This is a genomic window from Mycetohabitans endofungorum, assembly GCF_002927045.1.
In the GTDB taxonomy this organism is placed as follows: domain Bacteria; phylum Pseudomonadota; class Gammaproteobacteria; order Burkholderiales; family Burkholderiaceae; genus Mycetohabitans; species Mycetohabitans endofungorum.
Window position 1 is genome coordinate 127866 of record NZ_PRDW01000007.1, and the last position, 26337, is coordinate 154202.

At 59.8% G+C, this 26337-nt stretch carries 29 protein-coding genes and 1 pseudogene; 11 read left to right on the plus strand and 19 right to left on the minus strand.

Going from position 1 to position 26337, the window contains the following annotated elements:
* Positions 1-30: 30 nt before the first annotated feature.
* A complete protein-coding gene (locus B0O95_RS08580) occupies positions 31-1626 on the minus strand; it encodes an NAD(P)H-hydrate dehydratase (protein ID WP_104077527.1) in 1596 nt (531 codons plus the stop codon).
* A 742-nt stretch (positions 1627-2368) separates the two neighbouring features.
* Between B0O95_RS08580 and purL the strand changes: the two genes are divergently transcribed.
* The gene (purL, locus tag B0O95_RS08590; protein ID WP_104077529.1) at positions 2369-6424 is read left to right on the plus strand and encodes a phosphoribosylformylglycinamidine synthase; all 4056 of its coding nucleotides are present in this window, start codon (positions 2369-2371) and stop codon (positions 6422-6424) included.
* Positions 6425-6551: 127 nt separating this feature from the next.
* Here purL and B0O95_RS08595 read toward each other — a convergent pair whose 3' ends face one another.
* The 5 genes from B0O95_RS08595 to B0O95_RS08615 all read right to left on the minus strand — a co-directional run bounded on the left by B0O95_RS08595 (position 6552) and on the right by B0O95_RS08615 (position 10374).
* Entirely contained in the window at positions 6552-7331 is a 780-nt protein-coding gene (locus B0O95_RS08595) for a peptidylprolyl isomerase (protein ID WP_104077530.1), read from the minus strand.
* Between the two features lie 9 nt (positions 7332-7340).
* Positions 7341-7649 (minus strand): BolA family protein, encoded by a 309-nt coding sequence (locus B0O95_RS08600; RefSeq protein ID WP_104077531.1) that lies wholly within the window; start codon positions 7647-7649, stop codon positions 7341-7343.
* A 4-nt stretch (positions 7650-7653) separates the two neighbouring features.
* The gene (locus tag B0O95_RS08605) at positions 7654-8184 is read right to left on the minus strand and encodes a septation protein A (protein ID WP_104077532.1); all 531 of its coding nucleotides are present in this window, start codon (positions 8182-8184) and stop codon (positions 7654-7656) included.
* A 30-nt stretch (positions 8185-8214) separates the two neighbouring features.
* A complete protein-coding gene (gene msrB, locus B0O95_RS08610) occupies positions 8215-8556 on the minus strand; it encodes a peptide-methionine (R)-S-oxide reductase MsrB (RefSeq protein ID WP_233203258.1) in 342 nt (113 codons plus the stop codon).
* A 267-nt stretch (positions 8557-8823) separates the two neighbouring features.
* Positions 8824-10374 (minus strand): protein adenylyltransferase SelO, encoded by a 1551-nt coding sequence (locus B0O95_RS08615; RefSeq protein ID WP_104077534.1) that lies wholly within the window; start codon positions 10372-10374, stop codon positions 8824-8826.
* Positions 10375-10812: 438 nt separating this feature from the next.
* On the opposite strand from B0O95_RS08615, the gene B0O95_RS08620 reads away from it, so the two are divergent.
* The 3 genes and pseudogenes from B0O95_RS08620 to B0O95_RS08630 all read left to right on the plus strand — a co-directional run bounded on the left by B0O95_RS08620 (position 10813) and on the right by B0O95_RS08630 (position 12648).
* Positions 10813-11115: a Dabb family protein gene (locus B0O95_RS08620; protein ID WP_104077587.1), complete on the plus strand. Its 303-nt coding sequence runs from the start codon at positions 10813-10815 to the stop codon at positions 11113-11115.
* Positions 11105-11611: a PaaI family thioesterase gene (locus tag B0O95_RS08625; RefSeq protein WP_104077535.1), complete on the plus strand. Its 507-nt coding sequence runs from the start codon at positions 11105-11107 to the stop codon at positions 11609-11611. Before B0O95_RS08620 ends, B0O95_RS08625 begins: the two co-directional genes overlap by 11 nt.
* Positions 11612-11676: 65 nt before the next feature.
* Positions 11677-12648, plus strand: a pseudogene (locus B0O95_RS08630) (NADP-dependent oxidoreductase).
* Between the two features lie 99 nt (positions 12649-12747).
* Here the strand turns inward: B0O95_RS08630 and ygfZ are convergent.
* The 8 genes from ygfZ to B0O95_RS08670 form a co-directional block, all read right to left on the minus strand.
* Positions 12748-13773 carry a CAF17-like 4Fe-4S cluster assembly/insertion protein YgfZ gene (gene ygfZ / locus B0O95_RS08635; protein ID WP_104077536.1) on the minus strand — a complete coding sequence of 342 codons (1026 nt, stop codon included), beginning with the start codon at positions 13771-13773 and terminating at the stop codon, positions 12748-12750.
* Between the two features lie 162 nt (positions 13774-13935).
* Complete coding sequence (locus tag B0O95_RS08640) at positions 13936-14988, minus strand: site-specific integrase (RefSeq protein ID WP_146064035.1); 1053 nt, start codon at positions 14986-14988, stop codon at positions 13936-13938.
* A complete protein-coding gene (locus tag B0O95_RS08645) occupies positions 14988-15248 on the minus strand; it encodes a DUF4224 domain-containing protein (protein WP_233203251.1) in 261 nt (86 codons plus the stop codon). The genes B0O95_RS08640 and B0O95_RS08645 overlap by 1 nt, the downstream gene beginning before the upstream one ends.
* Before the next feature lies 1 nt (position 15249).
* Positions 15250-15474, minus strand: a complete 225-nt coding sequence (locus B0O95_RS08650; protein WP_146064036.1) for a hypothetical protein — start codon at positions 15472-15474, stop codon at positions 15250-15252.
* Positions 15475-15496: 22 nt separating this feature from the next.
* Complete coding sequence (locus B0O95_RS08655) at positions 15497-16093, minus strand: hypothetical protein (protein WP_199180477.1); 597 nt, start codon at positions 16091-16093, stop codon at positions 15497-15499.
* Positions 16094-16152: 59 nt separating this feature from the next.
* The gene (locus tag B0O95_RS08660; protein WP_104077538.1) at positions 16153-16659 is read right to left on the minus strand and encodes a siphovirus Gp157 family protein; all 507 of its coding nucleotides are present in this window, start codon (positions 16657-16659) and stop codon (positions 16153-16155) included.
* A gap of 9 nt (positions 16660-16668) precedes the next feature.
* Complete coding sequence (locus tag B0O95_RS08665; protein WP_104077539.1) at positions 16669-17298, minus strand: hypothetical protein; 630 nt, start codon at positions 17296-17298, stop codon at positions 16669-16671.
* A 13-nt stretch (positions 17299-17311) separates the two neighbouring features.
* Positions 17312-17959 (minus strand): AAA family ATPase, encoded by a 648-nt coding sequence (locus B0O95_RS08670; RefSeq protein WP_104077540.1) that lies wholly within the window; start codon positions 17957-17959, stop codon positions 17312-17314.
* Positions 17960-18164: 205 nt separating this feature from the next.
* Here B0O95_RS08670 and B0O95_RS08675 point away from each other — a divergent pair, with 205 nt between their 5' ends.
* Positions 18165-18581: a CCDC90 family protein gene (locus tag B0O95_RS08675; protein ID WP_076795281.1), complete on the plus strand. Its 417-nt coding sequence runs from the start codon at positions 18165-18167 to the stop codon at positions 18579-18581.
* Positions 18582-18622: 41 nt separating this feature from the next.
* Here the strand turns inward: B0O95_RS08675 and B0O95_RS08680 are convergent, their stop codons facing one another.
* From B0O95_RS08680 to B0O95_RS15520, 3 genes are all read right to left on the minus strand, one after another.
* Positions 18623-18805 (minus strand): hypothetical protein, encoded by a 183-nt coding sequence (locus B0O95_RS08680; RefSeq protein WP_104077541.1) that lies wholly within the window; start codon positions 18803-18805, stop codon positions 18623-18625.
* Position 18806: 1 nt separating this feature from the next.
* Positions 18807-19151 (minus strand): hypothetical protein, encoded by a 345-nt coding sequence (locus tag B0O95_RS08685; protein ID WP_104077542.1) that lies wholly within the window; start codon positions 19149-19151, stop codon positions 18807-18809.
* A gap of 1013 nt (positions 19152-20164) precedes the next feature.
* Positions 20165-20689, minus strand: coding sequence for a hypothetical protein (locus tag B0O95_RS15520; protein ID WP_146064037.1), 525 nt, complete (start codon positions 20687-20689; stop codon positions 20165-20167).
* A gap of 451 nt (positions 20690-21140) precedes the next feature.
* On the opposite strand from B0O95_RS15520, the gene B0O95_RS08695 reads away from it, so the two are divergent.
* From B0O95_RS08695 to B0O95_RS08715, 6 genes are all read left to right on the plus strand, one after another.
* Positions 21141-21542, plus strand: coding sequence for a hypothetical protein (locus tag B0O95_RS08695; RefSeq protein ID WP_104077544.1), 402 nt, complete (start codon positions 21141-21143; stop codon positions 21540-21542).
* Positions 21543-21717: 175 nt separating this feature from the next.
* Positions 21718-22596, plus strand: coding sequence for a hypothetical protein (locus B0O95_RS16105; protein ID WP_199180478.1), 879 nt, complete (start codon positions 21718-21720; stop codon positions 22594-22596).
* Positions 22583-23245 carry a hypothetical protein gene (locus B0O95_RS08705; RefSeq protein WP_104077545.1) on the plus strand — a complete coding sequence of 221 codons (663 nt, stop codon included), beginning with the start codon at positions 22583-22585 and terminating at the stop codon, positions 23243-23245. The genes B0O95_RS16105 and B0O95_RS08705 overlap by 14 nt, the downstream gene beginning before the upstream one ends.
* A 72-nt stretch (positions 23246-23317) precedes the next feature.
* Positions 23318-23713 carry a hypothetical protein gene (locus B0O95_RS16110; protein WP_199180479.1) on the plus strand — a complete coding sequence of 132 codons (396 nt, stop codon included), beginning with the start codon at positions 23318-23320 and terminating at the stop codon, positions 23711-23713.
* 97 nt (positions 23714-23810) lie between these two features.
* Positions 23811-23972, plus strand: a complete 162-nt coding sequence (locus B0O95_RS15865) for a hypothetical protein (RefSeq protein WP_158249474.1) — start codon at positions 23811-23813, stop codon at positions 23970-23972.
* A gap of 15 nt (positions 23973-23987) precedes the next feature.
* Positions 23988-25082 carry an XRE family transcriptional regulator gene (locus tag B0O95_RS08715; protein ID WP_199180480.1) on the plus strand — a complete coding sequence of 365 codons (1095 nt, stop codon included), beginning with the start codon at positions 23988-23990 and terminating at the stop codon, positions 25080-25082.
* 108 nt (positions 25083-25190) lie between these two features.
* Here the strand turns inward: B0O95_RS08715 and B0O95_RS08720 are convergent, their stop codons facing one another.
* Complete coding sequence (locus tag B0O95_RS08720) at positions 25191-25460, minus strand: type II toxin-antitoxin system RelE family toxin (RefSeq protein WP_104077548.1); 270 nt, start codon at positions 25458-25460, stop codon at positions 25191-25193.
* Positions 25444-25671 carry a type II toxin-antitoxin system RelB family antitoxin gene (relB, locus tag B0O95_RS08725; protein WP_104077549.1) on the minus strand — a complete coding sequence of 76 codons (228 nt, stop codon included), beginning with the start codon at positions 25669-25671 and terminating at the stop codon, positions 25444-25446. The genes B0O95_RS08720 and relB overlap by 17 nt, the downstream gene beginning before the upstream one ends.
* Positions 25672-26337 lie beyond the last annotated feature (666 nt).

Here is a 26337-nt window from a genome sequence, read left to right on the forward strand (position 1 = left end):
GACATCTTGGAGTCGTCCGTTCGGCCGCGTTCAATGTGTGTAGAAGCGGGTATTGAGCAGCCGTCGTACCCGCGGCGCGAGCTCGCCGGCGGTGCACCCGGCCGGCCCGTCGCCGTCCGCGCACAGTGATTCGGCCGCCGCGCCGTGCAAGTAAACCGCCGTGAGTGCGGCTTCGTACGACGGCATGCGTTGCGCGGCAAGTGCGCTGATCATCCCGCACAGCACGTCACCGGTGCCCCCGGTCGCCAGTGCAGCATTGCCGGTCGGGTTGATCGCCAGCGGCCGACGGCCCGGACCGCGCGCGTCGGCAATTACGGTGCCGTTTCCCTTCAGGACCACCACCGCGTTCAGCCGCTCGGCCAAGCGCCGGGCCGCGCCGAGCCGGTCACGCTGCACGCTCGCCGCATCCACATCGAGCAGTCGCGCTGCCTCCAGCGGATGCGGTGTGATGATCGCCGCCGCCTGCCGACGTGCGAGCCGGGCCGCCAGGCTAGCGTCGTGGGCGAGCAGATTCAGCGCGTCGGCGTCCACGACGATCGGCACGTTCAATGACAGGACGTCGGCGAGCACGCGCGCCGCGCGTTCGTCCCGCCCCATCCCTGGCCCGACGGCCAGTGCGCTCGCCGCGCCCAAAGCCAGCGTGTGGATGGGGCTGAGCATCAGTTCCGGATGGACGGGATCATAGGGCGGTGCGCCGTCACCCAGCAAGCCGACATGGATCTTGCCGGCGCCACAGTACAGAGCAGCCCGCGCGGCCAGGATGGGGGCGCCGCACATGCCTGTTACGCCGCCGATCACGGCCAGTGTGCCGAACGTGCCCTTGTGCGACGCTAATGTGCGCTCGGGCAGCCGCGACGCGAACAGCGCCGGTGCGTTGAGCATCGATACGCCTGACGGCGGCATGCCGGCTGGCATCGTGAGCGCGGCGGTCAACTCCAGTGGTGCAATACGCACGCGTCCCGCCAGGTCTGGCCCGTGCGCGGTGTACAACCCTGGTTTGGCGCCAATGAACGTGAGGGTGTCGGTGGCGCGCACCGCGGTGCCGCCATGGGCCACGTTGCCGGTATCGCTGTCCAGCCCGCTCGGCACATCGAGCGCCAGCACGCGCGCACGTTGGCGTGCATGCTCGGACAGCAACGCGGCGATGCGCGCGAAATCGCCCTCTAGCGGCCGGCCCAGACCGATGCCGAACAACCCGTCGAGCGCCCAATCGAACCCCTGCAGCGTATCCGGAATCGTCGTACTGATCGGCACACCGGCTTCGCGCGCGCGTTGCAACGCCCAGCGCGCGTCGTCCGGGACCACCTCGCACGGCATGCATGCCTGCACGCGCACGCCGGCGCGATGCAACTCGCACGCGGTGACCAATGCATCGCCGCCGTTGTTGCCGGGCCCCACTGCGATCCACGCGGCGCGCACCGGCACTTCATCGTAGAGCAGCATGGACGCGGCTGCATGGCCAGCACGCGCCATCAACGTGTGGGCGGGCAGAGAACGGGTAGCCTGCGCCTCGATCAGGCGCAGCGAAGCTACGTCGTACAGCGGCACCGCGCGCTCACGCGCATCGATTGGCGATGCAGCGCGCACGCTGTGCTCGGCAGCTGCGGACAGAACAGGATCAGTCATGCGAGGCCTTCAATAAGCAACGAAGGGGACACGCGCCGATGCGCGGGCGCACGAGCCGTGCCGTCGATGGTGCTAGCCGGCGAGTCGCCCAGGCGAGAGCGCTGCCAGCGACGCAGCCGGCAAAGCCGGCGGTTCCCCGACACCAGGTCTGCTATCACTGTAGCAGAGCCATGCGACAGCGCCCAGGCGGCAGGGCTGTGTGCACAATTGACGAACACTCGCGGGCGGGCCGTCGCGCCGACCAGTGGCAGCCCGTCGGGTGACAGCAGCACCATATCTTTCCAGATCAGCGCCGCGCAAATGCGCGCGGTGCTCGGGACCCACCGGTGCACGGCCTGTCCGAGCAGCGAGATCGCCTGTTCCGTGAGGGCCGCCCGTCGGCGGCATTGCGTCTGCGCGGCGCCCGCTGCGCAGCAGCGGCGCGCCGGCGATCCGCACGTGCTCGCCGAGTCGCGTGATCGTGATCCGGCGCGTCGCGTCGATGACCGAGACTGGGGAGCGCATTCCGGGTATGCAATCAGCGCAGTCAGCGCATGGATCCGCGCGCTGGCGAGGCCGGCGCATCGCGCGTGAAGGCGCGCACTCATAACATTGGCGCCGCCGGCCGCGATCGCTGTCGCAGTCGGCGGGCGCGGCGCGGTATAATTGCGGTTTCCTCCAGCGCGTGGCGCCATGCCGCCCGGCATACCGCGCAGCGCGCTTTGGTCGACAAGACGATCAGCAACCTTCGATGCAACGCCCCATGGCTCACTTCTCGTGCTTCCCCGGCGCTTCGGCACTGTCCGATTTCCGTAAGAACCGCCTCTTGCAAACACTGCAGGCCATTGAACCGGCCGTGGCCGGCGTGCGGGCGCGCTACATCCATTTCGTTTATGCGTATGCTGGGCTCAGCGATGCCGACACGGCGCGGCTCGCCGCGTTGCTCGAGTACGGCGAGCCGGCGCCGGCCGATGATGGCGGCGAAATCTTCTTGGTAATTCCGCGGCTCGGCACAATTTCGCCATGGGCGTCGAAGGCCACCGATATCGCCCGGCACTGCGGGCTGGACAACGTGCACCGCATCGAGCGCGGCATTGAGTACGCGGTGACGCTCAAGAGCGGCCTGCCCGGGCTGCTCGGCACGAAAAAGACGTTGAGCGATGCGGCCCGGGCCCAGGTCGCCGCGATGCTGCACGATCGGATGACCGAAAGCGTAGTGGCCACCCGTGACGAGGCGTACCAGCTGTTCGACACGCTGCCCGGCAAGCCGCTGCAGTCGGTGGACGTGATCGGGCAGGGACGGGCCGCGCTGGTGGCGGCCAATGCCGAACTCGGACTTGCGCTCGCCGACGACGAGATCGACTATCTGGTCGATGCGTTCACGAAGCTCGCGCGCAACCCAACGGACGTGGAACTGATGATGTTCGCGCAGGCCAACAGCGAGCATTGCCGGCACAAGATCTTCAACGCGCAGTGGACAATCGACGGCCAATCGCAGGACATGTCGCTGTTCCAGATGATCAAGAATACGCACAGGCTCAGCGGCCAACGTACGATCGTCGCGTATTCGGACAACGCTGCGGTGATGGAGGGCGGCGTCGCACAGCGCTGGTTCGCCAGCGGCGACACGCAGCGCTATGCGCCGGTGCAGGCGCTGACGCACACGCTGATGAAGGTCGAGACACACAATCACCCGACGGCGATTTCGCCGTTCCCGGGGGCGGCGACGGGCGCCGGCGGCGAGATCCGCGACGAGGGTGCGACCGGACGCGGCGCGCGGCCCAAGGCCGGGCTGACCGGCTTCTCGGTGTCCAATCTGGAGTTGCCAGACGCCATCGAGGCGTGGGAAAACGCGCGCGACGCCGCGCAGCCGCTCGCCGAGCGTTGTCCCGATGACGCCGCCGGCTGCTATGGCCGGCCCGAGCGCATTGCGTCGCCGCTGCAGATCATGATCGATGGGCCGATCGGCGGCGCCGCGTTCAACAATGAGTTCGGCCGGCCCAATCTGGGCGGCTATTTCCGCGTCTACGAGCAGAACATCGGCGGGCGCGTGCGCGGCTATCATAAGCCGATCATGATCGCCGGCGGCATCGGCAATATCTCGCACGCGCATACGCACAAGCACGACGTGCCGGCCGGCGCGCTGCTGGTGCAAATCGGCGGCCCCGGCATGCGTATTGGCATGGGTGGTGGCGCCGCCAGCTCGATGGCCACTGGAGCCAACACCGCCGAGCTCGATTTCGATTCGGTGCAGCGAGGCAACCCGGAGATCCAGCGCCGCGCGCAGGAAGTCATCAACGCGTGCTGGCAACGCGGGGACGACAATCCGATCCTGTCGATTCACGACGTCGGCGCGGGCGGCTTGTCCAATGCGTTTCCAGAAATCGTCGACGGTGCCGGCAAGGGAGCCCGCTTCGAATTGCGACGCGTGCCGCTCGAGGAGAGCGGGTTGTCGCCGCGCGAGATCTGGTCGAACGAGGCGCAGGAGCGGTACGTGCTCGCGATCGCGGCCGATGACCTGCCCGCGTTCGAGGCGATCTGCCGGCGCGAACGCTGCCCGATGGCGGTGGTCGGCGTTGCGACCGACGAACGCCAGTTGCAATTGATCGACGATGCTGTGGCCGATGCCGCCGACCCGGCGCGCATGCCGGTCGACATGCCAATGGACGTGCTGCTCGGCAAGGCGCCGCGGATGCATCGCGACGTCACGCGCGTGCATCGCACGTTCGCGCCGGTGGAGGTCACCGGCTTGAGCCTGGCGGACGTGGCCGCGCAGGTACTGAGGCATCCGACCGTCGCCAGCAAGTCCTTCCTGATCACGATCGGCGACCGCACGGTTGGCGGCCTGTCCGTGCGCGACCAGATGGTCGGCCCTTGGCAAGTGCCGGTGGCCGACTGTGCGATTACCGCGATGGACTATGCCGGTTTCCGTGGCGAAGCGATGACGATGACCGAGCGCACGCCGCTCGCAGTGATCGATGCGCCGGCCTCGGGACGTATGGCTGTCGGCGAAGCGATCACAAACATTGCTGCCGCGCCAATCGCGTCGCTGGATCGTCTAAAACTGTCGGCGAACTGGATGGCCGCATGCGGCAGTGCCGGCGAGGACGCCGCGTTGTTCGACACCGTCAAGGCGATTGGCATGGAGTTGTGTCCGGCGCTGGGCATCGACATTCCGGTCGGCAAGGACTCGTTGTCAATGCGCACGCAGTGGCGCGAGGACGGCGTCGACAAGGAGGTCGTCGCGCCGGTGTCGCTGATCGTTTCCGCATTCGCGCCCGTGGAGGACGTACGCGGCCATCTGACGCCGCAGTTGCGCAGCGTGGCCGATGTCGGTGACTCGGTGCTAATCCTGGTCGATCTGGGTCGCGGGCGCAACCGTCTCGGCGGCAGCATCCTCGCACAGGTCACGCAACAGGTCGGCGACAGTGTGCCGGACGTGGACGATGCACAGGACCTGAAGCACTTCTTCGACGCGATTCAGTTGCTCAACCGCGACGGCCGGCTGCTCGCGTATCACGACCGCTCCGATGGTGGCCTATTTGCGACGGTGGCGGAGATGGCTTTTGCCGGTCATGTCGGCGTGTCACTGAACGTGGATATGCTCACGCTCGAGCAGGGACACGAGTTCGACTATGGTGATGCGAAGGACTGGGCGCGCCAAACAGCCGGACGCCGCGACGACCTGACGCTGCGTGCGTTGTTCTGCGAAGAGCTAGGCGCGGTGCTGCAGGTGCGCGCCGTCGAGCGCGATGGCGTGCTGGCGACGCTGCGCGAATTCGGCCTATCGGGCGCGAGCCACGTGATTGGCAAGTTGAACGAGCGCGACGTGATTGAGATCTATCGCGACGCGAAGAAAATTTACGAGGCGCCCCGTACCGAGCTGCACCGGATCTGGAGCGAAGTCAGTTGGCGCATTTCGCGGCTGCGCGACAATCCCGCGTGCGCGGACGCCGAGTATGAGGCGTTGAGCGATGCGTCGGATCCGGGCATCGTGCCGCACCTGACGTTCGATCCGCAAGAGGACGTCGCAGCGCCGTTCATCTCGAGCGGCAAGCGGCCACGCGTGGCCATCCTGCGCGAACAAGGGGTGAACTCGCATCTGGAAACTGCTTACGCGTTCAACCGCGCCGGCTTCGACGCGCACGACGTGCATATGAGCGATCTGATCGAGGGGCGCGCCGATCTTGCACAATTTGCCGGTGCGGTAGCGTGCGGCGGGTTCTCGTACGGCGACGTGCTGGGCGCCGGCGAGGGCTGGGCAAAGACGATTCGCTTCAATGCACGCTTGTCGGACATGTTTGCCGCGTTTTTTGCGCGTCCCGATACGTTTGCGCTCGGTATCTGCAATGGCTGTCAGATGATGAGCAGCCTCGCGTCGATGATTCCCGGAGCGCAAGCATGGCCGCGTTTTGTGCGCAACCGCTCCGAGAAGTTCGAGGCACGCTTTTCGTTTGTGCAGATCGAAAAATCACCGTCGATTTTTTTCGCTGGGCTCGAGGGCTCCCGCCTGCCTGTCGCTGTGGCGCACGGCGAAGGCTATGCGGACTTTTCGCAACAAGGAGATCTGTCGAGCGTACAGGTCGCGATGCGCTATATTGACCATCACGGCGTGGTAACCGAGCGTTACCCGTTCAACCCGAACGGCTCGCCGCAAGGCATTACGTCGGTGACCACGCTGGACGGCCGCTTCACCGTCCTCATGCCGCACACCGAGCGCGTGCACCGAACCGTGCAAATGAGCTGGCACCCGCAAGAGTGGGGCGAGGCAAGCCCGTGGCTGCGGCTGTACCGCAACGCGCGGCGCTGGATCGGTTGACCGCGCGCTTGGGCGCGCCAGCCGCCTTTGTCGCCGCGTTGGATAGGCAAATGGCCGCCTAGCAGGCGGCCATTTGCAAGCTGGGACGCGCCGCCGCCGCGCGGTGTGGCGACGGACCCCACGCGTATTACTGGATCTTTGCGTTCTGGCGCAGCCCAGCGTTGAATTGCTGCAGCTTTTCTTGCGTTAGTTGCTGAGCAACCTGCGACTTGACTTGGTCCAGCGGCGGCGGCTGGATCGCCCGCGAGTCGTCGAGCCGGATAATATGCCAGCCGAACGGCGTATGGACGGGCGTTGGCGTCACCTCGCCCTTTTTCAGCTTACCCGCTGCATCCGCGAACTCGGGAACAAAGCTTTGAGGGTTCGCCCAGTCCAGGTCTCCACCGTTCTTGGCCGAGCCCGGATCCTTCGAATATTGCTTCGCGAGCTCCTCAAAGCTCGCACCCGCCTTGATCTTGGCGATCAGATCCTTCGCCTGCTGCTCGTCCGGCACCAGGATGTGATGCAAGTGCAGCTCGTTACCACCGGCCTGCTTGATCAACTGCTCATAGCGCGCCTTGATTTCGTCGTCGCTCGGCTTGTTGTTCTTCAGGAAATCCTCAATCAGCGCGCGGATCACGACGCTCTGGTCGGCCAGCGCAATCTGCGCCTTCACGTCGGGCCGGTTCGCGATGCCGCGCCGCAGCGCTTCCTCCATCAGCAACTCGCGATTGACCAGTTCCTCGCGAACCAGCACCTGCAGCTGCGGCGAGTCCTGTTGCCCTTGGCGCGTCAGCTCCTTGACCAGCGCGTCGGCGTGCGCCTTCGGTATTGGTGTGCCATTAACCACGGCAATGTTCTGGGCAAATGCGGGTGCCGCCACGCAACCTGCGAGCGCGGCCCACAAGCGGGCTTTTCTCAAGATCATCAGAACGTCCTAACGAGGAGACGAATGGAATTCTTCTGGCGTGTATGCATTGATCGACAGCGCGTGGATACCGCGCTGCATCGCATCAGAGAGCGCATCATACACTAGCCGGTGCCGCGCCACCCGGGTACGGCCGTCGAACGCGGCCGAAACGACGGTCACTGTATAGTGGCCGCCGGCAGCCGCGCCGGCGTGTCCGGCATGTTGTGCGCTGTCGTCGCGGATCTCCAGTGTAAACGGCGACAGGGCGGCGCCCAGGCGCGCGCGAATCAGCGCGATGCGCTGCTCGGCCGAGGCGGTCAAGAATACGTCGGTCATCAGCTTATTCTTCCTTCATGTGTCGGGCGAGCCACAGACTCTGCGCGACGATGAACACGAGCGTCGCGCCAGTCGTGCCGAACAGCTTGAAGTCGACCCAGGTATCGGTCGAGAACCGGTACGCGACAAACAGGTTGGCGGTGCCCAGTGCCGCGAAGAACAGCGCCCAAGCGACGTTGAGTTGGTCCCAAATCGGCGACGGCAGCTTGATTTGCGCGCTCACTGCTTTCTGAATCAGATTCTTGCGCAGCACGAATTGCGAAAACAGCATTGCCAGCGAAAACGCCCAGTACAGCACGGTCGGCTTCCACTTGATAAACGTGTCGTTATGCAGCACCAGGGTCGCGCCACCAAATACGACAACGATCGCCAGACTTACCCACAGCATCGGATCGACGCGCCGATGGCGAAACGCCGACCACGCGACCTGCACCAGCACGGCGGCGATCGCGACGCCGGTTGCGACATAGATGTTCCAAACTTTGAATGCAACGAAGAAAAGCGCGATCGGCAGCAGGTCAAACAGGAGTTTCATGGTGGTGGGATCTGGCAAACGGGCATCGGTTTAGCTGGGATCGAATTGTAACGCAGCTGAGTTGATGCAATAGCGCAACCCGGTCGGCGTAGGGCCATCGTTGAACACGTGCCCGAGGTGCGCGTCGCACACGTTGCAGCGCACCTCGATGCGCAGCATGCCATGCGAGCGGTCCGTCTTCTCGATAATGACCTCGCCATGGATCGGCTTGAAGTAGCTGGGCCAGCCGCAGCCTGCATCGAATTTTGTCGACGATTCGAACAGCGGCGTGCCGCAGCAAACGCAATGATAGACGCCGCGTTCCCAGTGATCCCAGTACGCGCCGGTAAACGGGCGCTCGGTCGCCGCGCGGCGGGTGACCTCGAAAGCCATCGGCGCGAGTTGCTCGCGCCACTCGGCATCGGACTTGTGCACCGTATGTTGCACCGCCGCCGCGAGCGGCTCGTCTGCCGCCGCACCGCACGAGGCCGGGTGCGCTGGGTCTGTCGGACCGGAAGGGTTGCGGATATCAGCCATGGTGGAATGCCTCCTGCTAATGAACGAGTGTGGACACACTTGCTGGCGACGACCATGCGGATCGTGCCGCCGTTGCCCGTGCGGCTGCCGCGGCGATGGTAGTGTGCATCACGCGGCAGCCGCTCAGGACGAACAACTCACCGAAAGCGACGCAGCCCAATCCGGCGGCAAGGCCGCGTAGGCTTCATACTCGGGTTGCTCGTCGAACGGGCGCGACAAAACCTGCAATAGCCGCGCAATTTCGGTGAAGTCCTTTTCGTTCGCTGCGCGGACCGCCTGCTCAGCCAAATGGTTGCGCAGCACGTATTTCGGATTGACGCGGTTCATCGCAGCGCGACGCGTCGCATCGTCTGCGGGCTCGGTTTTCAGCCGCTGTCGATAATCGGCCACCCAGGCATCGAACGCCGCGCGATCGACGAACAAGTCCCGCACGGGCGCGTCACCAGAAGCATCGTGCCGGCACACACCGGCCATGCGCCTGAAGGTCAACGTGAAGTCCGCGTGGTTCGCGTGCATGAGCGTCAGCAGACGATTGATCAACGCGGCATCGTCCGGCTCGGCCGTGGTCAGTCCAAGCTTGGCACGGAAACGCGTCTCCAGTGCCGGGCCGAAATGGGCCTGGTACCCCTGCAGCGCATCGCGCGCATCCGCGATCGCACGCTCATCCCCGGCCGTGCCCCGGTGCGCGCCGATCAGCGGCACGAGCGCCTGTGCCAGACAAATCAGATTCCAGCGGCCCACGTGCGGTTGTTGCTGATACGCATATCGCCCGGACGTGTCGGAGTGGTTACAGATATGGTTTGCGTCGAAGCCATCAATGAAGCCGAACGGCCCATAGTCGATCGTTAGTCCAATGATCGACATGTTGTCCGTATTCATTACGCCATGGCAGAAACCCACGGCCTGCCAATGCGCTATCAACGCGGCCGTGCGCTCGCAGACGGCCGCCAGCAATGCAAGGTAGGGATCCTGCGCATCGCGGCAGAACGGGAATGCATGCTCGATCACATGGTCTGCGAGCCGACGCAACGCCTCCACTTGTCCAGTCGAATAGAAGTGCTCGAAATGGCCAAACCGAATGAATGTGGGCGCGACACGCGTCGTGACTGCCGCCGTTTCCACCGTCTCGCGATAGACTGGTGCGTCTGAGCCGATCACACACAACGCGCGCGTGGTTGGAACGCCGAGAAAGTGCATCGCCTCCGAGCACAGGAATTCGCGGATCGAAGAGCGCAGCACCGCCCGACCATCGCCCATGCGTGAGTAGGGGGTCCGGCCACCGCCCTTAATCTGTATTTCCTGGCGCTGTCCGCGATGTTCGGTCTCGCCGAGCGTCAACGCGCGTCCGTCGCCGAGTTGGCCGGCCCAGACGCCGAACTGGTGGCCGGAATACACGCTGGCGAAGGGCAACGCCGCGTGCTCCAGGTATCGCGTCAGATTACCGCAGAAGTAGTCAGCGAATGCGGGGTCGGTCAATGCTGCGGCACTCAGGCCGAGTTCATGCGCGAGGTCGGTGGAAACAGCGACCACATACGGATCGGGCAACGGCGCGGCGCTTTGCCGCGTGAGGAACTGCGTGCCAAGCTGGGAAAACGCGCCGGGCCGATTCGGATCGATTGCGCCTGCGAATGCCGGCTGTTTGTGAACAACGGTGTCGCTTTGGGAAAACGCCATGAGCGCTCCGGTGTCGTATCAGCTTCTATTGTAAATCGTCCGTCGTTGGCTTGCCGATCCTTAGCGAGCCGTGTGGCATGGCAATGCCGTAGTCAACGATTGTACTGATGGACCGAAATACATCAGAAGGCGACCCAATGCGCACCGTTGCTGGCTAGATGGCGGATAGTTCGTTCAGGTAGCGGATAATTCGTTGTGGGTCTCGTCGTTGATCGCGCATGCAGTGCGGCATTTCAGCGATGTCAAGATTGTGTTCCAGCGCATCGACGGGCCGCCAATGCACGATGGCTGCCACGCGACCGCCGCATGGAGACATGCGACAGAATCGCCGATCAGAGGCAAAATGGCGGGCTTGCTGGTTCGCCCTGCGACGCGATGATCGCCGTGTCTCGATGCAATGCGGGTTCAATTGTTGGATCAGCGGCCAAGGAGGCAGATGTGCTGAAACATATTGTCATGTGGAAATTGAAGGAGCGAGCCGAAGGTGCGGATCGCGCAACGAACGCAGTCCGACTGAAAGCGATGCTTGAAGGTTGTCGAAACATCGTGCCCGGCATGCGCCGCTTCGAGGTCGGCGTCGCGACGCCGGGGTTCGAGGCGACCTATGACGTGGTGCTCGTGTCCGAGTTCGATGACAAGGCCGCGCTTGAGGCCTATGCAGTCCATCCCGAGCACGAGAAAATCAAGGCGTTTGTTGCGAGTGTGCGCGACGCGCGGCAGTGCATCGACTATGAAGCCTGATACCGCGCCCGTGGCGAACGATACACCGCCGGCCGCAGTGCAAGCGCTGAGCAACCCATTCGTCGACCATCTGGGCGTACGGCTCGTCCACGCGGCGCACGGGCGCAGCGAGGTGGTACTGCCGCTCACGGCGTTGCACCTGAATACATGGGACGTCGCGCACGGCGGCGTGACGATGACACTGCTCGACGTGGGCCTGGCACTGGCCGCGCGCTCGTTGAGTAGCGGCGCGGGCGTGGTCACCGTCGAGATGAAGACCAACTTCATGCAACCCGGACGCGGCGAACTTCGGGCCCGGGCGCGGGTGCTACACCGCTCCGCGACAATGGCTTATTGTGAGGGTGAGGTGCATGATAGCGACGGACGCTTCGTCGCCAAGGCGCTGGGCACGTTCAAGTATCTGAGCGCATTAGCCGTAGGTCGTGAGATCACCCACCAGCGGGTGGTACCGCAACCGGCTGTGCAGGACGCCGACCCGGCGCCAGCGCACGACTGACTTTCATCCCCCAGGACGGAGATATGAGTGCATCGAATCAAGCAGCAGTGAATCGCCAAATTTAGCTGGTGTCGCGTCCGACCACAGAGCCGTCGCACGACAATTTCCGGCTCGTGCAAACGCCGCTGGAGCCACTCGCGCTTGGCCAAGTTCGTGTGCGCAATCACTACCTGTCCCTCGATCCGTACATGCGCGGTCGCATGAGCGACGCGAAATCGTACGCGCCACCACAGCCGCTGGACTAAGTCATGCTCGGCGGCACGGTCGGCGAGGTCGTGGAATCGACCCATCCGCACTGGCACGTCGGTGACAAGGTGCTGGCGAGGTTCGGCTGGCAGGAATATGGCACGTCAGATGGCACCGGCATGCAAAAGATTGACGACACACGCGTGCCATTGTCCGCCTATCTTGGCCCGGTCGGCATGCCGGGCGTCACCGCCTGGTATGGGCTGAACCGGATCATTGCGCCCCGGCCGGGCAGCACAGTGGTGGTCAGCGCGGCCAGCGGCGCGGTCAGCAGTGTCGTTGGCTAGTTGGCCAAGCTGAGCGGCGCACGCGCGGTCGGCATCGCGGGAGGCGAAGACAAGTGCCGCTACGTCGTCGAGACGCTCGGCTTCGATGCCTGCATCGACTATAAGGCAGCCGATTGGTACCAGGACTTGCAACGCGCGACGCCGGATGGCGTCGATGGCTGCTTTGAAAACGTTGGCGGCGTGGTACTCGACGCAACGCTTGCGCGGATGAACCCATTCGGCCGCATCGCGCTATGCGGGATGATCGCGGGCTACAATGGCGAGCCCGCGCCGCTCAAGCATCCGGCGCTGATCGTCACGCAGCGGCTGTGCGTGCAGGGCTTCATCGTTTCGGAGCACCTCGACGTATGGCCGCAGGCGCTGCGCGAACTTGGCGAATGGGTGGCTGCCCAACGCTTGCACTATCGCGAAAGCATCGCAGAAGGCTTGGACAGTGCGGTGGATGCCTTCATCGGCTTATTCAAAGGCCGCAATTTTGGCAAGCAACTGGTCAAGCTGGTCTAAGCGCGCGCCAGGCACGGACACCGCGTGGGCACGCACGCGGTTGGCGTCTCATTGGCGCCCGACGCGGATCGCAGTCCGTTTGCCTCTGCGTCGGACCGCTCAAGGCGTTTGTACCGGCAACGGGTACGGCAGCGGCAAAAACGCCAGCGTCGGGCCGTGCGGAGAGCCGACGTGGACCGAGCCGGTATCGAGTGCGCCAAGCTTGAGCTGGACCAGGCAATCGACACCGCCTTCGGGGGCCGCGGCGGCATTGACGACCATCCCGCACGGTTGGCCAGGGTCCTCCGAATGAAACACCTCGATGCCGGCGTGCGCCTGCGCGGCGTGCGCCAGCACCGTGCGGCGCTTGATCGTGCCGCGATACTGAGAACGGGCGACCACTTCCTGCCCCGGATAGCAGCCCTTGCGAAAGTTGACGCCACCGACGAGTTCGAAATTGATCATCTGCGGCACGAACTGCTCGCTCGTCGCGGCATTCACACGCGGCTCGCCCGCGCGGATGTCAAGCCAGTCCCACAGTGCGGGGTCGGCCCGTCGCGCGCGATGCGTCGCATCCAGTGCGGCAAGCTTCGCCTCAACTGCGGCCTTCGGCCCGACCCACAGGAACCGGGGTACGCTGTTCGCATCCGGCACGCGGATCAATTCCCCGCAGGCCGCGTCAATCTTCACGTGCACGCCGTCGGGCAACGCGTCGAAGCACTGCGATAGCGCGGCACGGACATCGCCGGCAAAGCCGACCACGGCAAGGCCGTCGGTGGTGTTGATCAGCCGCGCTTTCGCACGTAGCACGAACATCGACAATCGCTTCTGAAGCGGCGCGACCAGATCCGCGGAAACCAGCATGCGCACCGCATCGCCAGCACGCCAAACCAGCAACGTGGCGAGCAGTCGCCCCTTGGATGAACAAAAGCCGGCCAGCCGCACGCTACCTGCTTCGAGCGTTTGAATATCATTGGTCAATTGACCATGCAGGAAGCTCGCTGCGTCGTCGCCGTGCACATCGATCACGCCGAACTGGTCGAGCACTATATAAGCACCCCGTTCAGCGTGAAGCGCGGCGAACGCGTTGGTGTCACGCCCGGCATCGCCATCGCCTGGTCCGATGGCCTTAGAGGATGTATTCATGTTCAAGCTGTGTTGTCAATTCTGACTTTGGCTTAGGCAAGCAAGTATTATATGCTTTCCGGCTATATTGGCGATGCCCGCCAATGGCACACCTGACAAGGCTTTCAGCCATCCCGGATTAGATGCCTTGTGCCATAGAATAGGCCGTGTGCCATAGATTGATTATCGTAGCGGTCTGACGCGCTCAGGTTTGCGGCGATAAATCCGCTCTGTAACCTTGCCGTCAGCGTGTGCTAACAAGCGGCGAGCGTGCTCTAGCGTCTGTGCATCACTGGCGCACTTCGCACGCAGGTCATGTTCAGTGAATCGCTCTTTGATTTTTGTGACCCTAAGGACCTTGTTCATAAAGTTGTGCCACATTCCGTCCCATCCCCTGGCGAGTCCGTTTTCTTCGTTGTAATAGCACGCGCCCCGGCCTGTGCAGAAGAGCCACGGTGCGACATGGACCGGACGCGCGGCCTTGGCTGCGGCAACCGCATCACGTAGCTCATCGGACCACTCAATGATTAGCTGCTTTCCGGTGGAGCTTTTGGTCTTGCCGGGTGTCACATGAATGCCATCTTCCTTGAGACTGGATTCCGTAATACGCAACAGGTCGCCGCGTCGCAGGCCCGTAAGAAGCTTGATTCGGATGTACGCCTGAATCGCACGAACGCTTCCTGATTTCCGGCGCGCAGGCAGCGACAGGCACTCGATGATTTCCCAATCTTCAATGTACCGGTCGCGTGGCTTTTCGCCTTTGAGACGCACTTCGCCCTTGAACGGGTGCCGATCAAGATAGCCCCACTCAACGGCTTTCGTGTAAGCGTGCGACAGCACTGCAACTTCGCGCCGGGCAGCGACTTTTGCTATCCGCTTATCGAGGTATTGATAGACGTGCCTTGGTTTCAGCGATGCGAGGGGCACGTTGCCCAGCACCGCGCGTAGCCGCTTCAGCGCGACAGCATTGTTTGTCTGCGTGGTGACCTTTTTTGTAGGCACGACTTGGAGCGCGTAGCGCTCAAGCAGATCGCCGATCGTTCTGGCATCGTCAATGTGCTTGATGCGTTCCGCCCATGTACGATAGGCTTCGGGTAATGTCTTGCCAAGCTGAAAGGACTGCTTACCATCCCAAGCGGCTTCATGCCCCGTGGGTACACGGTAATAATATGCGCCGTGCAAAAATCGCCAGCGCTTTGGAAGCCCTTTGTTTTCTTTGTTCCTTGGTTTAGGCATTACGCAGCGCTCCAGTTCGCATCAATATCACGGTCGTCGCGGCGCGTGACACACGCGACGCCGAGGATTTGTTCGACGTGAAGGCGCGACACGATGAGGCGTCCGTCTGCTCGAACCTTGTGTTCGATGCCCATCATGCGCAAGGTTGCTTCCTGTGCGGAACGCTTGCTGCGGCCGGTCAATTCGGCCAGTTCGTCCTGTGTGAGAAACATGGGTCTTGGCAGGGTTTGGGGGATGTGGATGGCATTGCTGTTTTTCATATCATGCTTTTTCTCCAACCCGTGCCAGGTTTTCTATCGCCCGCTGTCTTTTTTGTTTCCTCCAGCTGGGCGAGAAGTGGTTTGTCAGATAGCGCCCGCAGACGCGGGCGCACGAGATAAGCACACGGATGCGCAAGAGTTCCACGCCAGGCTCTTCAATAAATTGATCATCGATAAGTTCGAATTTCTTGACAATGGTCATGCCTTCATCGTTCGCGTTGTTCACGGTATCGATTCCCCTTGGAGAGTCAGTGCACTCGCGCGTTGCCGGACACTCGTGCGTCGCCGGACACCTGCACGTTGCCGCACATTTGTACGTAGTCGGATACCCACGCGTTGCTGGACACCCCCACGTAGCCGGATACCCGTGCGTAGTCGAATATCTGCGCGTTGCCAGACACCCGTGCGTAGTCGAATACCTGTGCGTTGTCGAACACCCGCGCGTCGCCGGACACTAGAGCGTCACCGGACACCCGCGCGTTGTCAGACACCCGTGCATAGTCGAATACCCGTGCGTATTTGGATACCTGCGCGTTGCCGGACACCCGTGCGTAGCCGAATACCCGTGCGTCGTTGAACACCCGCGCGTCGCCGGACACCCGAGCGCCGCCAAATACTTGAGCGTTGCCGTACACCCGTGCATTGCCAAACACCCACGCGTTGTCTGCTTGCGAAAGGTTCTCTTCTTTCTCCACGTAACCGCCGATATCACCAGCGCAGACGCCTGCGAATGAGACAAGTGCCCGGATGCGGAAGAGCTTTACACCAAACTCTTCAATAGATTGATCATCGATAAGTTCGAATTTCTTGATAATGGTCATGCCTTCACCGTTCGGGTTGTTCATGGTGTCGATTCTCCTTGGGCAGACGGACAGTTGTCTCACCAAAGCATGAGACATCTGCGTTACGGCTTGATTTCGAGGCGTTGGCTGTGTTCGATCCGACAGCCCGGCACGTCGCCCCCGCCTTTGATTGTTTGTGCGATCAACTTCTTGTCTGGCTTCGGTGGTGGAGGTGGCGGATTTGTCATGTACGCCATTGGAACCTGGCGCTCGTCATCGATGACGACCTTGGCAGGGTTCTCACGCACGGCAAGCTTGAAGTACGGGCATTCGAGCTTTTGCACGCCGCTCATCAGCATGTTTTGCAGCAGATATGCTCTGATTCGCTCCGCACGTTCTGCATAGGTTCGCGCACGCGTCTGCATTTGTTCAATCGCAGTTTGAAGCTGCTCCGCCGACGCTTCGAGGTTGCGAATCACGAACGCAACGTTTTGAGCTTTGGTGATTAAATCCCCGCTGATTGATTCAAGCGTGTCTGCTACGGTTTGCTCATCGAGATCGAGTTCCACCAGCCTATCGGCCGCTTGTCGGTACTCACTGGCAATTTGGTATAAGGTCAGGTCACTCACGCCAACTCCTCAAAAGGGAATGTCGTCATCCATGTCCGACGAACTGTTAGCGTCAGGTATAGGGCCGCCCGGCTGAGAGGCTTGTCCCGCCACGCGCTTCAACGGACGATGGCGAAGCGCCTGGATCATCTTCGAGAGTTGCGTCGGCTCAACCTTTTTGTCGAGGATTTCTCCAGCCATCAATCCGCTTGAGGCCTCAAAAAAGGCGGCGGGCACGACTTTGGTTCCGATGCTTCCGTCCTTTTTTAGATAGTCCTCGGTTTCAAACAAAATGCCTACTTGCTTGTTCATGAGATCCTTGAACACCTCGGCGTCAAACTCCTGAACGCTGTTCGTTTCCCGGTCCCACTTCTTCACAATGGCGTGAGAGGGAGTGATGCTCTTGATATGCAGGCACGCCATCAGCGCTTGTAACTGCTTGTAGCCGAACAGTGGTTCGCCTTGTGCTTTCATGGTCCAAAGCGTGAAATTCGCGCTCAAGCGTTCTGGTGTCTCGAATGCAAAGTCGATGCCACAGGTGCCTTTTGCGCTCGTCACATCTTCTGCGCGGGTGAATATCCCAACATACTTTCCAATGTCAGTGATGCGTACGATGCGTTCATCGGCTTGACGTGCTACGTTTGTGTCGAGTGCATACATGATGTGTTTCCGTTCAGGCGGTTTCGTTCAGTTCGTAGAAGGCGGTGATGGCGTGGTCAACCGCTGACAAGTCATTCGGAATGCGCTCTGATTCGAACAATCCCATCGGACTTTTAACGGTGTCGCGTCCGTTGTTACGCGTGGTGAAGGTATATTCGCCATCGGTCACGTCGGTGCGCAGAACGATTGTGAACATCCCTTCGATTGTGATTTTCTCGTCCAACATTTTTCCGATCGTCTTGATCTTCGTGGTGCCTGACTGATCTTCTTCGGTGTGGCTGAGCACATAAACGCGCACGTCATCGGGCAGCGTGCCAGCAGCGCAGAGCACATCCCATGCGTGGCGGCCAATCTCGGTGAACTTGTCAAATCCACGTTCGTCGCTGCGGCGCATGAATTCGTTGGCAAGCATGTACTGGAAGTCGTCCAGCACAATGACCTTGCGTCTGGTATGCTGCATGATCGTGATAATCTTTTGGGATTGATCCGATACGAGGATGTTGCCCGCCTTGTCCTTCGTGTGATAAGCCCATCCTGCTGCGCGAAAAGGCAGCGGCTTACGGATAGTCTGGATCAAGAGGGTGTGTGCCGGGTCCATCTTGCAGAGGGAAGTGGACTTTCCGGTTCCGCTCTGACCGAGAATCAGCGTTGCGATGCTCATTTTTGGCTCCTTGCGATTCGTGCCATTGAAGAAATTCCTGTAACTCTTGTTGCTGCCGGTAGTCGGGGCCGTGATCAGTGATCATGTGCTTCTCATGTCAAGGGTGGCAGGGTTCGGGATGCCCGTGCGTCTCCGGACGCCACGAGGAAGGGGACAGATTTGTGCTATGCTGTGTGGTATCCGACTCGTTTTCTGACATTTCGCCATGGCCGCCATCGCCTTCGACACACTGAAATTTGCCAACCGGCTCAAGACCGCCGGCGTGCCGCCCGCGCAGGCTGAAGCGGAGGCCGAGGTGTTTGCGGATATCTTTGAAGCCAATTTCGACGCGTTGGCGACCAAAGCTGATCTGCGTGAACTCGAAATGCGCTTGGATGCCAAGGTGGACAAGGGATCCGCGGAAGTCAGGGGCGAGCTTGATAAAAGATTCGCAGAAGTCAGGGGCGAGCTTGATAAAAGATTCGCGGAATTTAGAGGCGAACTTGATAAAAGATTCGCGGAAGTCAAGGGCGAACTTGATAAAAGGTTTGCGGAAGCCAGAGGAGAAGCGCTGCTCCTTAAATGGATGCTCGGTGTGACGGTTGCTAGCACGACGTCTCTCCTAATCAGATCGTTCTTCTGAAGAAGTAACCTTTTTGCTCAAACGGCATGAGGCGCACGCTGTTACCTGTCGAGATTCACAACAATCAATACGCCTAGCGTGATTGCAAAGCATGCGAGCGCGACGGCTCTATCCGACATTCCGGACCGAAGAAGAATCCGATCCCACAGCGGCGGGGTGATGTCCTTGGCATCGTTTAGGCCGGCAAGGCGCTTGTTCTCGGTGCGAGCCCTGGTCTTGTGCATCTCAGCGCTCCGTTTCTAATTTTCCGACGTCGCAGATAGCTTCTGTTTCTGCATCCTCGCGCATCGCGTCCAACACGATGTTCTTGACCATCGCGCCAAACTGAGCGTCGCTCATCAACCATGTGGCGCGCAGCGCTTCGCCGTGCTTCGACTGCATTGCGCTGTGCATACCGCCGACGATATCGTCATACGTCAGTTTGCTGACCTTGCGTGTGAACTTCTCTTTGGCGATGGACGCAATGAGTTCGTCACGCTCCGTCTCGGCGTCTGCGCGGTCATCCATTTCTGCCTTTTCGCGGGCGTAGTGGTAGTCACGAAGCTGGTCTACATCTGCATAGAGGGTCATAGATGCCTCCTTTACCTATTGGTAAGTGCTGCACATCGAAGGAACAGTGGTCAATAAACGCTATACAATATGCACTGCTAATTTTGTATTGCTCGGTTTGAAGCTTAGGGACTTGTGTTCGGTGAATGACGCTGTAACCGGGCACTACTCCGACGTATCAAGAGCCGAAACTACGCATTCTTTGCTGCGCGCTTGCTCTCTGAACTGCACAACGCCATTCACTCAACATTTGAATGACTCCGACCGTCGGGCACCTCGGCTACTCCTGGTACTATTAGCCCCGGGGCTCTCCGACGGTCGAGTATCGCTTCCGTGACCTTTGCCACTTCCTGCTCTCCGGTAGCCATACTTCGGCCTAGCGCGGGGCTTCTGGCGTCACGTTTCGGCCAAGCGATAGGCCGGCATGGCGAGTCCCTTCCGGGAGGCACATGCATGACTTCGATTGTTAAAGATCGCCGGAGACGTTCCGGGGCACTTGATGGTGCTATGTGTGGTGTTGTTAGAGAGAAGTATTAGACAAATTTATCGCTCTGTCAAGACATAAATGTCTTACAAGAGGAAGACCTCTGTTTTGGCAGAGGCAATAGTTCCTCGGTCTCTGTGAGATGTCCGGCTAGCCAGGCGTTAGGTTGTGGTTAGCGCAGCCCGATTAGCATGCATCGAACGTCGGGCGTCTCGTTTCGGAGGTACTTGCCACCCGGATCTCCAGTTGCAAATATTACAATTGCCATTTTGGTCTTCATATTTTGGTTTCCCACTCGCCTGATGGTTTTGGCGGTGTGGCGGCAATCATTGCTTTTGCAAGTTGTAGCTGTACCAGTTCAAGGCGCTTCAAGATAGCGCAGTTCTGGCAAGTTGCTCGGTCGTTATGCGGCTCAGTCCTGGTGACAAGTTTTAACGGCTTTTTCGTAGACGCAGATGACATGATCTCCCCTGATAAGCGTATATCCTAAAGGAGCTTGCGCGACGGGGTAGCGAGCTGTGGCATAGAGCATACGCCAGCTGGGAAGACATCACTTTCCGGACACTAACTTTTTTGATTCAGACGCTTCAATTGGGAACAACAACATTAAAAGACGAATATCTTCAAGAATTTTTTTTCGTCGCATAGCGCCTACCTGCGTCTCCGCCGCAGCTTCGACGCAAGATAGATACTCCATCACCTCTAAAGCATCGCGCGACATCTTCGGAAGCGATTCGATGATCCGTCTAATCTGCTGCTCATTAACCGAGCGGACGGATAGTTGCACCTCGTCGCTTTTGTCCGAGGGCTCGGCACCTTCTTGCGGAAACGCTACACCAGCCAGTAGGTCAGTCAACATGACATTGGCGGTGCGAGCGATTGTTTCAATCGTGCTTAACTGAGTGTCGTGGTCACCTTTACAGACTCGTGCCACACTCCGAGCAAAACTATCCGCGTTCTCCACGTAACCAAGGGTACGCGCGCGCTGAGCCAGTTCGCGAGCGCTTCTGAATCGTCGTCCTTCCCCAATCAGTGACGCCGTAGAGCGGGCCACCATTCGCCTAGCGTCTTTCATGCCGCAAGGGTATTCCTTGCAGACGGATGTATGTGTCTTGTTTTTTGAGACATATAAGTCTAATATGGAGTTAGTTTTCAGTGCAGCTGCCCGATTGTTATGACCGAAATGAACGACCTGCGCTCCTTAGTTTCCTCGCGGAAAGGGCAATGGTCCCATATCGCACGACTCACTGGCCTAAGTGTCAAAACTTTGCAACGCATAGCTAATGGCGGAGTACAAACGGTACGGCTGAGCACATCGGAGTTGATCAAGTCGGCTATCGTCCGGATTCCTCCCCGCTTAGTCATGGAGCGACGCGAAGCACTTACAGACTAGAGACTTCGATTTTCGCACAGCGGTGGCTCGCGTCCTTTTCCATGAGCAAGTCGAAATCGTTCATGCCATACCAAAAACTTTAGTTGAAACAACGACACAACACGAGACAAACAATTTGCCGCGAGATGCATCGATGCAGCGAGAACTGAACTTAAAGCCGGAAATGCAGCGCGTGGACATACGCTGCATCAATGCGCAACCATCAATGACAGCGGCCATCCGCTTGTGTCAACAGTTGTCCGGTTTGGACGACAAGAAGATCGTCGGGAAACAGGGCATCGTCGCCGACGTGGCGCAGTGGTCGCGCATCACGAGAAGTGGTCAGCACTACTTCCCCCAGGACAAGCTGAATGCCTTCATGGACTTGTGCGGCAACGAGGCGCCACTGGTCTGGTTGGCCCGGTCGCGAGGGTACGATCTCACCCCGCTTGAGACCGAGATGGAACGCCGTCTGCACCTGGAGCGCGAAAAAACCGACGAACTCGAGCGCGAAAACATGCTGCTCAAGAAGTTGCTGACGGGAAGGATGGAGTGAAAAAGGCCTATCGCATACTGATTGAATCGCAAGCGTTTACCGTCGCTTGCGTGGTCAACCCCTCGGCTGGTGCCAGTTGCAAGCGCAGCCCAAGCGCGCGCACGGCACCATGTTTAAACAGACGGAAGTGACGGCATAAGCGTCGCACATCATAGACGGTTGAATGGAGCTAAGCATGGCCCGCGCACGAAACATTAAGCCCGGCATTATGGAAAATGAGGATTTAGCCGAGTTGGATCCGTTTGCCCGACTCCTTTTCATTTATCTGTGGATGTTGGCGGACCGTGATGGCCGTCTTGAAGATCGCCCGAAAAAAATCAAAGTGAAAGCGCTACCGTATGACGATGTGGACGCGGATGCACTGCTTAATAGCTTGCAGTCCAAGGGCTTCATTGTACGGTATACCGTCTCTGGAGTGGGGTACATCCAAATTGTGACGTTTCTGAAGCATCAGAAGCCGCACTCGAACGAAACGCCGAGCGAGATACCACCTTGGAGCCAAGAACTTGCTACCAAGGTAGAAAGTCCTTGTGACCTTGGGGAGAAGGACTGCGAACCCAAGCAACAAGCACTTGGCCCTTGTATCTCTGATTCTCTGATTGACGGATTGACTGATTGTCTGATCCCTAGCAAAATCCTTTTGCCCCCGACTGCGTCGGAGGCGCCCTCAAAAAAGCTTAAAGCGGAAAAGCCGCCTTTGCCGACAACCGAGATCTGGCGCGCCTACGCGAGTGCCTACCAGCGCAGGTACGGTGCGTTGCCGGTGCGCAACGCGAAGGTCAACGGCCAGTTATCGCAGCTGTTGCAGCGCCTTGGCAAGGACGAAGCGCCAGGCGTCGCCGCTTGGTACGTGGATAGCAATAAACGCTACTACGTGCAAAAGATGCACCCGGTGGACTGCCTGCTGGCCGACGCGGAGGCGTTGAGAACGGAGTGGGTGACAAACCGCAGGGTGACCGAGACGCAGGCACGCGAGGCGGATCGGTTGCAGGCAACGGGCGATATGTGGACGCGAATCCTACGGGATGCGGAGGCGGTCAATGGCGGCGGCTGACTTGATCCAAGCGGTGGCGGCCACGGCCGAGCTATGCGGCACGAGTCTGAGTGAGGCGGCGGCCAAGATGCTGGTGGCCGATCTGGCCGCGTTTGATGAGCAAGCAGTGATTGTCGCGCTGTCGAAATGCCGGCGTGAGCTAAAAGGCCGGCTAACGCTAGCGGAGATCCTGTCACGGATCGACGATGGCCGTCCGGGTCCGCAGGAGGCATGGGCAATGTTGCCACGTGACGCCAACGCGACGGTGGTGATGACCGAGGAAATAGCGCAGGCTTGGGGCCTTGTGCACAGCCTTCTGAGCGAAGGGGAACGGGTGGCGGCTCGTATGGCGTTCCTGGAGGCGTACACGAGGCTGGTGACGGACGCGCGCAACGCAGCCAAGCCCGTCAAGTGGTTCGCCTCGCTGGGACACGACAAGGAAGAACAACAGGCGGTTATCACGCGTGCGGTTGAGACGGGCCGTTTGACGCCCGAGCACGCCAAGGCGCTACTGCCCGCACCCGTAGACGGACCGATGAGCCAGTTCCTGCTGACCGGAAACGCAGCCTCATTGCTCGCGGTGCAATCGCCAGCGAACCGGGCGGCTGCGTTGAATAACCTTGGCGAGATAAAGAAGATCATCTCCCGCGTCTGTGGAGCGAAAGCATGAACGGCAACAGGGAACTGTACCGGCCCGTGCATCCCATATTGCAGGCAATAAGGGTAACAGAAGTGGGAAAACATGAACGGAGATAACCAGGCGCTGCATGAGTTTTGTTTGCGCTGGGTTGAGTGGAGCAGGACGCGACGACTTTATGCACCATTGCGGCCGAAAAATATTTTGCTACGGCTTAGAGAACCGGCAGGGCTGAGCGATGAGCGTGATGCGGAACTGGATGCTGCGCTGAATTTATTTAACATGGCGTTGATGGCATACCCGGAAGGGCGATCCAAACAGGCGTTCATGGCGTTCTACCTGGGTCAGGTCCGCCCGATTAAACGAGCAGCCTATGAACTGGGTTATTCGCGCATGGGTTTTTTCAAAGCCGTGCGCCGGGTGCGGGAGAACGTGTATGCGGCCTCACGCCGCTTAACGAGCGGACTACGTATGCAAGAAAGAACGGAAGCTGTGCGTTGAGTCCGGTGCGTGCCAATCCGGAACTTAAACGGTCGAGGGGAGCACTTTTTTCCTGTATCACGTTGGGGTAGGACTAGATGGGAAAGATGAGGTTCGCATGGAGATCTCGCTGCCGTCGCGGTTTGAGCGGAAAAAGATCATAGAGTGGAGTGAGAGGATTATCCTGAGCGCTATTCAGCCTAATGACGAGGTCGGTGTTCTGGGCGATGCTTCGGCTGGGCCTATGGACGTGCCTGTCGAGCGTCGTGTCGGCACTTAATGAATAGGGAACGTGATGTTTTTTAACCCGCAGAGGCTGACGTTTGCCCGTATGCGGCGCGGCTGGACAAAGGCGCGCCTTGCCAAAGAGTTGGGCCTTCAGGTGCGCTCCGTTCAGGGGTATGAGTCTGGCGAGTACGCGCCGGAGCCGGAGAGGCTAGCGCAAATGAGCACGCTTCTTCGGTTCCCGGTCGAGTTCTTTGCGGGCGACGACCTGCCATCGATCGAGCCTGACACGGCCAGTTTTCGCTCAATGTCGAAGATGTCGGCAACGCTGCGGAACACGGCTCTTGGCGCCGGTGTCACTGCGTTCTTGCTGAATGATTGGATTGAAGAACGATTCCACCTTCCTGAAGCAGGCCTTCCCGACCTGGGCGATCTATCACCGGAGGATGCTGCCGCGACCCTGCGTAGGATATGGGGCCTTGGTGAAGCGCCGATAGGAAGCATGATTCATCTGCTTGAGGCCAAGGGGATTCGGGTTTATTCCTTGGCTATGGAGGCAAGGGAAGTTGATGCATTCAGTGTATGGCATCGTGAAAAGCCTTTCGTATTTTTGAACACCTTTAAGTCGGCAGAGCATGGCCGGTTTGACGCTGCTCACGAACTAGGCCATCTGATCCGCGACAGACACAGCATGCTGCATGGAGGGGCGCATAGCCCAGAGATGGAGCGTGAGGCAAACGCCTTTGCTTCGGCGTTTTTGATGCCGCCGGCCAATGTTTGCGGGCGCGGCACAGCAGTGCTGACACTAGACAGGCTGCTGCGGCTTAAGCAGGTTTGGGGCGTGTCGTTAGCTGCGCTGGCTTATCGTATGAATCAGTTGGGCTTTTTTTCGGAGTGGACGTATCGGAACCTCTGCATCCAGATAGCAAGAAACGGCTATAGGACTTCCGAGCCCAACCCCATGCGGCCCGAATCTTCACAGATACTACGTAAGGTCTTCAATGCGCTTCGCTCGGAGGGGATCACGCGTGGCATGCTAGCCAAGGAGTTGTGCATCATGCAGGAAGACATTGACAATTTGACATTTGGCTTGGCCTTGTCCAGCGTTTCTCCCACCGCCGGGAGGAGCACAGCGAATCGCGGCAATCGCCGCGTATTGAGTTGAACACTTAAGTAAATTTCCGTGCGCCGGGTGCGGGAGAACGTGTATGCGGCCCCACGCCGCTTGATGCAGGATCGGGAGCAGGTCTGATCTTTGATTTCGCTTTGCTGCTCATCGGCACACCTCGCGACGATTTCCGATTCGCACAACGAGAATGCGCAAAGCGCCGTCCTCGATATTGGCAATAATTCTGCAATCCCCGACACGGTATTTCCAGAAAGCCCCCAAGCGCGAACCTTTGAGGGCTTCGCCAATGCTGCGAGGGTCGTCCAGTACGGAGACATGCTCATGTAGGAAGGCCAGGATACGGCGGGCACATTGTGGGTCAAGTTCCTTGAGGTTCTTGCATGCCAGGCTCGATAGTTCAACCTTCCATGCCATAGTGTTTCATCACTTCTTCGAGCGGTGCGGTTTCGGATTTTCCCGCGCGGATCGCTTCAAGCTCATGCTCAGCCAGATACAAATCTTCGAGGTCATCGAGGTGTTCGCAAATCGCCTCGGTGATGTAAAAGCTTTTGGTGCGTCCGGTCAGTTCGGCCAGGTTCTTCAACCGGGCTTCCACATCGCTAGGCAGTCGAATTGAAAGGGCCATAGCGCTATGCTCCTTGGATGGTGTGATACAAGTATCGCGCAAGGCTGGGCGAAGCGCAAGCCCCTTTGTCCAGAAAACGGTGCATTTGCAGTTGCTGCATGATGATCGTGGTGAGCTATGCCTTTGCCTTGCTTCCCGCATCAAGCATATGCAGATCATTGGTTCCGGTAAAGAACGGAATGTAAACAAATGAAATAAATGTAAACTTTTTAGTTTACTTAATAAAAGTTTACATTTTCCCCAGTTTTTTGTATCGTTTGTGAAAGGCTGGATTTTGACGTCCAAACGAAACAACGCGTTGAAAGGCGCGATTTTCAAGCCCTGAGCCGGGTCAATCGGCCAGGGCTTTTTCCATTGACCGACTCATCGGCCATCCAGACCGCCAGGTCGCTGGCCAGGACAAGCCGGCGAGTGTCCGCAACAACCCCGGCAGTGCGTCAAGCTTTGATTCTTACGGCAAGGACGCACCGCTGACCCGGCGTGAAGGGTATGAACGTGTAGTAATCACCGAAAAGTCGTCGTAAAAGCGAAAGCCCCGAACCGTTGGCAGCGGTCGGGGCTTTCTTGCATCAACCCTCTGGGACAGGCAGAAGGAAGGCATGAATGAATTCTAGCAAACTCATCAAGGAGTTGCGGATGATGTTGAAAGAAATGCCAGCGCAAAGA

Coding starts and splice junctions, on each gene's coding strand:
- B0O95_RS08580 (WP_104077527.1), bottom strand. CDS start 1,626: ATGACTGATCCTGTTCTGTCCGCAGCTGCCGAGCACAGCGTGCGCGCT.
- purL (WP_104077529.1), top strand. CDS start 2,369: ATGGCTCACTTCTCGTGCTTCCCCGGCGCTTCGGCACTGTCCGATTTC.
- B0O95_RS08595 (WP_104077530.1), bottom strand. CDS start 7,331: ATGATCTTGAGAAAAGCCCGCTTGTGGGCCGCGCTCGCAGGTTGCGTG.
- B0O95_RS08600 (WP_104077531.1), bottom strand. CDS start 7,649: ATGACCGACGTATTCTTGACCGCCTCGGCCGAGCAGCGCATCGCGCTG.
- B0O95_RS08605 (WP_104077532.1), bottom strand. CDS start 8,184: ATGAAACTCCTGTTTGACCTGCTGCCGATCGCGCTTTTCTTCGTTGCA.
- msrB (WP_233203258.1), bottom strand. CDS start 8,556: ATGGCTTTCGAGGTCACCCGCCGCGCGGCGACCGAGCGCCCGTTTACC.
- B0O95_RS08615 (WP_104077534.1), bottom strand. CDS start 10,374: ATGGCGTTTTCCCAAAGCGACACCGTTGTTCACAAACAGCCGGCATTC.
- B0O95_RS08625 (WP_104077535.1), top strand. CDS start 11,105: ATGAAGCCTGATACCGCGCCCGTGGCGAACGATACACCGCCGGCCGCA.
- ygfZ (WP_104077536.1), bottom strand. CDS start 13,773: ATGAATACATCCTCTAAGGCCATCGGACCAGGCGATGGCGATGCCGGG.
- B0O95_RS08640 (WP_146064035.1), bottom strand. CDS start 14,988: ATGCCTAAACCAAGGAACAAAGAAAACAAAGGGCTTCCAAAGCGCTGG.
- B0O95_RS08645 (WP_233203251.1), bottom strand. CDS start 15,248: ATGAAAAACAGCAATGCCATCCACATCCCCCAAACCCTGCCAAGACCC.
- B0O95_RS08655 (WP_199180477.1), bottom strand. CDS start 16,093: ATGAACAACCCGAACGGTGAAGGCATGACCATTATCAAGAAATTCGAA.
- B0O95_RS08665 (WP_104077539.1), bottom strand. CDS start 17,298: ATGTATGCACTCGACACAAACGTAGCACGTCAAGCCGATGAACGCATC.
- B0O95_RS08670 (WP_104077540.1), bottom strand. CDS start 17,959: ATGAGCATCGCAACGCTGATTCTCGGTCAGAGCGGAACCGGAAAGTCC.
- B0O95_RS08675 (WP_076795281.1), top strand. CDS start 18,165: ATGGCCGCCATCGCCTTCGACACACTGAAATTTGCCAACCGGCTCAAG.
- B0O95_RS08680 (WP_104077541.1), bottom strand. CDS start 18,805: ATGCACAAGACCAGGGCTCGCACCGAGAACAAGCGCCTTGCCGGCCTA.
- B0O95_RS08685 (WP_104077542.1), bottom strand. CDS start 19,151: ATGACCCTCTATGCAGATGTAGACCAGCTTCGTGACTACCACTACGCC.
- B0O95_RS15520 (WP_146064037.1), bottom strand. CDS start 20,689: ATGAAAGACGCTAGGCGAATGGTGGCCCGCTCTACGGCGTCACTGATT.
- B0O95_RS08695 (WP_104077544.1), top strand. CDS start 21,141: ATGCAGCGAGAACTGAACTTAAAGCCGGAAATGCAGCGCGTGGACATA.
- B0O95_RS16105 (WP_199180478.1), top strand. CDS start 21,718: ATGGCCCGCGCACGAAACATTAAGCCCGGCATTATGGAAAATGAGGAT.
- B0O95_RS08705 (WP_104077545.1), top strand. CDS start 22,583: ATGGCGGCGGCTGACTTGATCCAAGCGGTGGCGGCCACGGCCGAGCTA.
- B0O95_RS16110 (WP_199180479.1), top strand. CDS start 23,318: ATGAACGGAGATAACCAGGCGCTGCATGAGTTTTGTTTGCGCTGGGTT.
- B0O95_RS15865 (WP_158249474.1), top strand. CDS start 23,811: ATGGAGATCTCGCTGCCGTCGCGGTTTGAGCGGAAAAAGATCATAGAG.
- B0O95_RS08715 (WP_199180480.1), top strand. CDS start 23,988: ATGTTTTTTAACCCGCAGAGGCTGACGTTTGCCCGTATGCGGCGCGGC.
- B0O95_RS08720 (WP_104077548.1), bottom strand. CDS start 25,460: ATGGCATGGAAGGTTGAACTATCGAGCCTGGCATGCAAGAACCTCAAG.
- relB (WP_104077549.1), bottom strand. CDS start 25,671: ATGGCCCTTTCAATTCGACTGCCTAGCGATGTGGAAGCCCGGTTGAAG.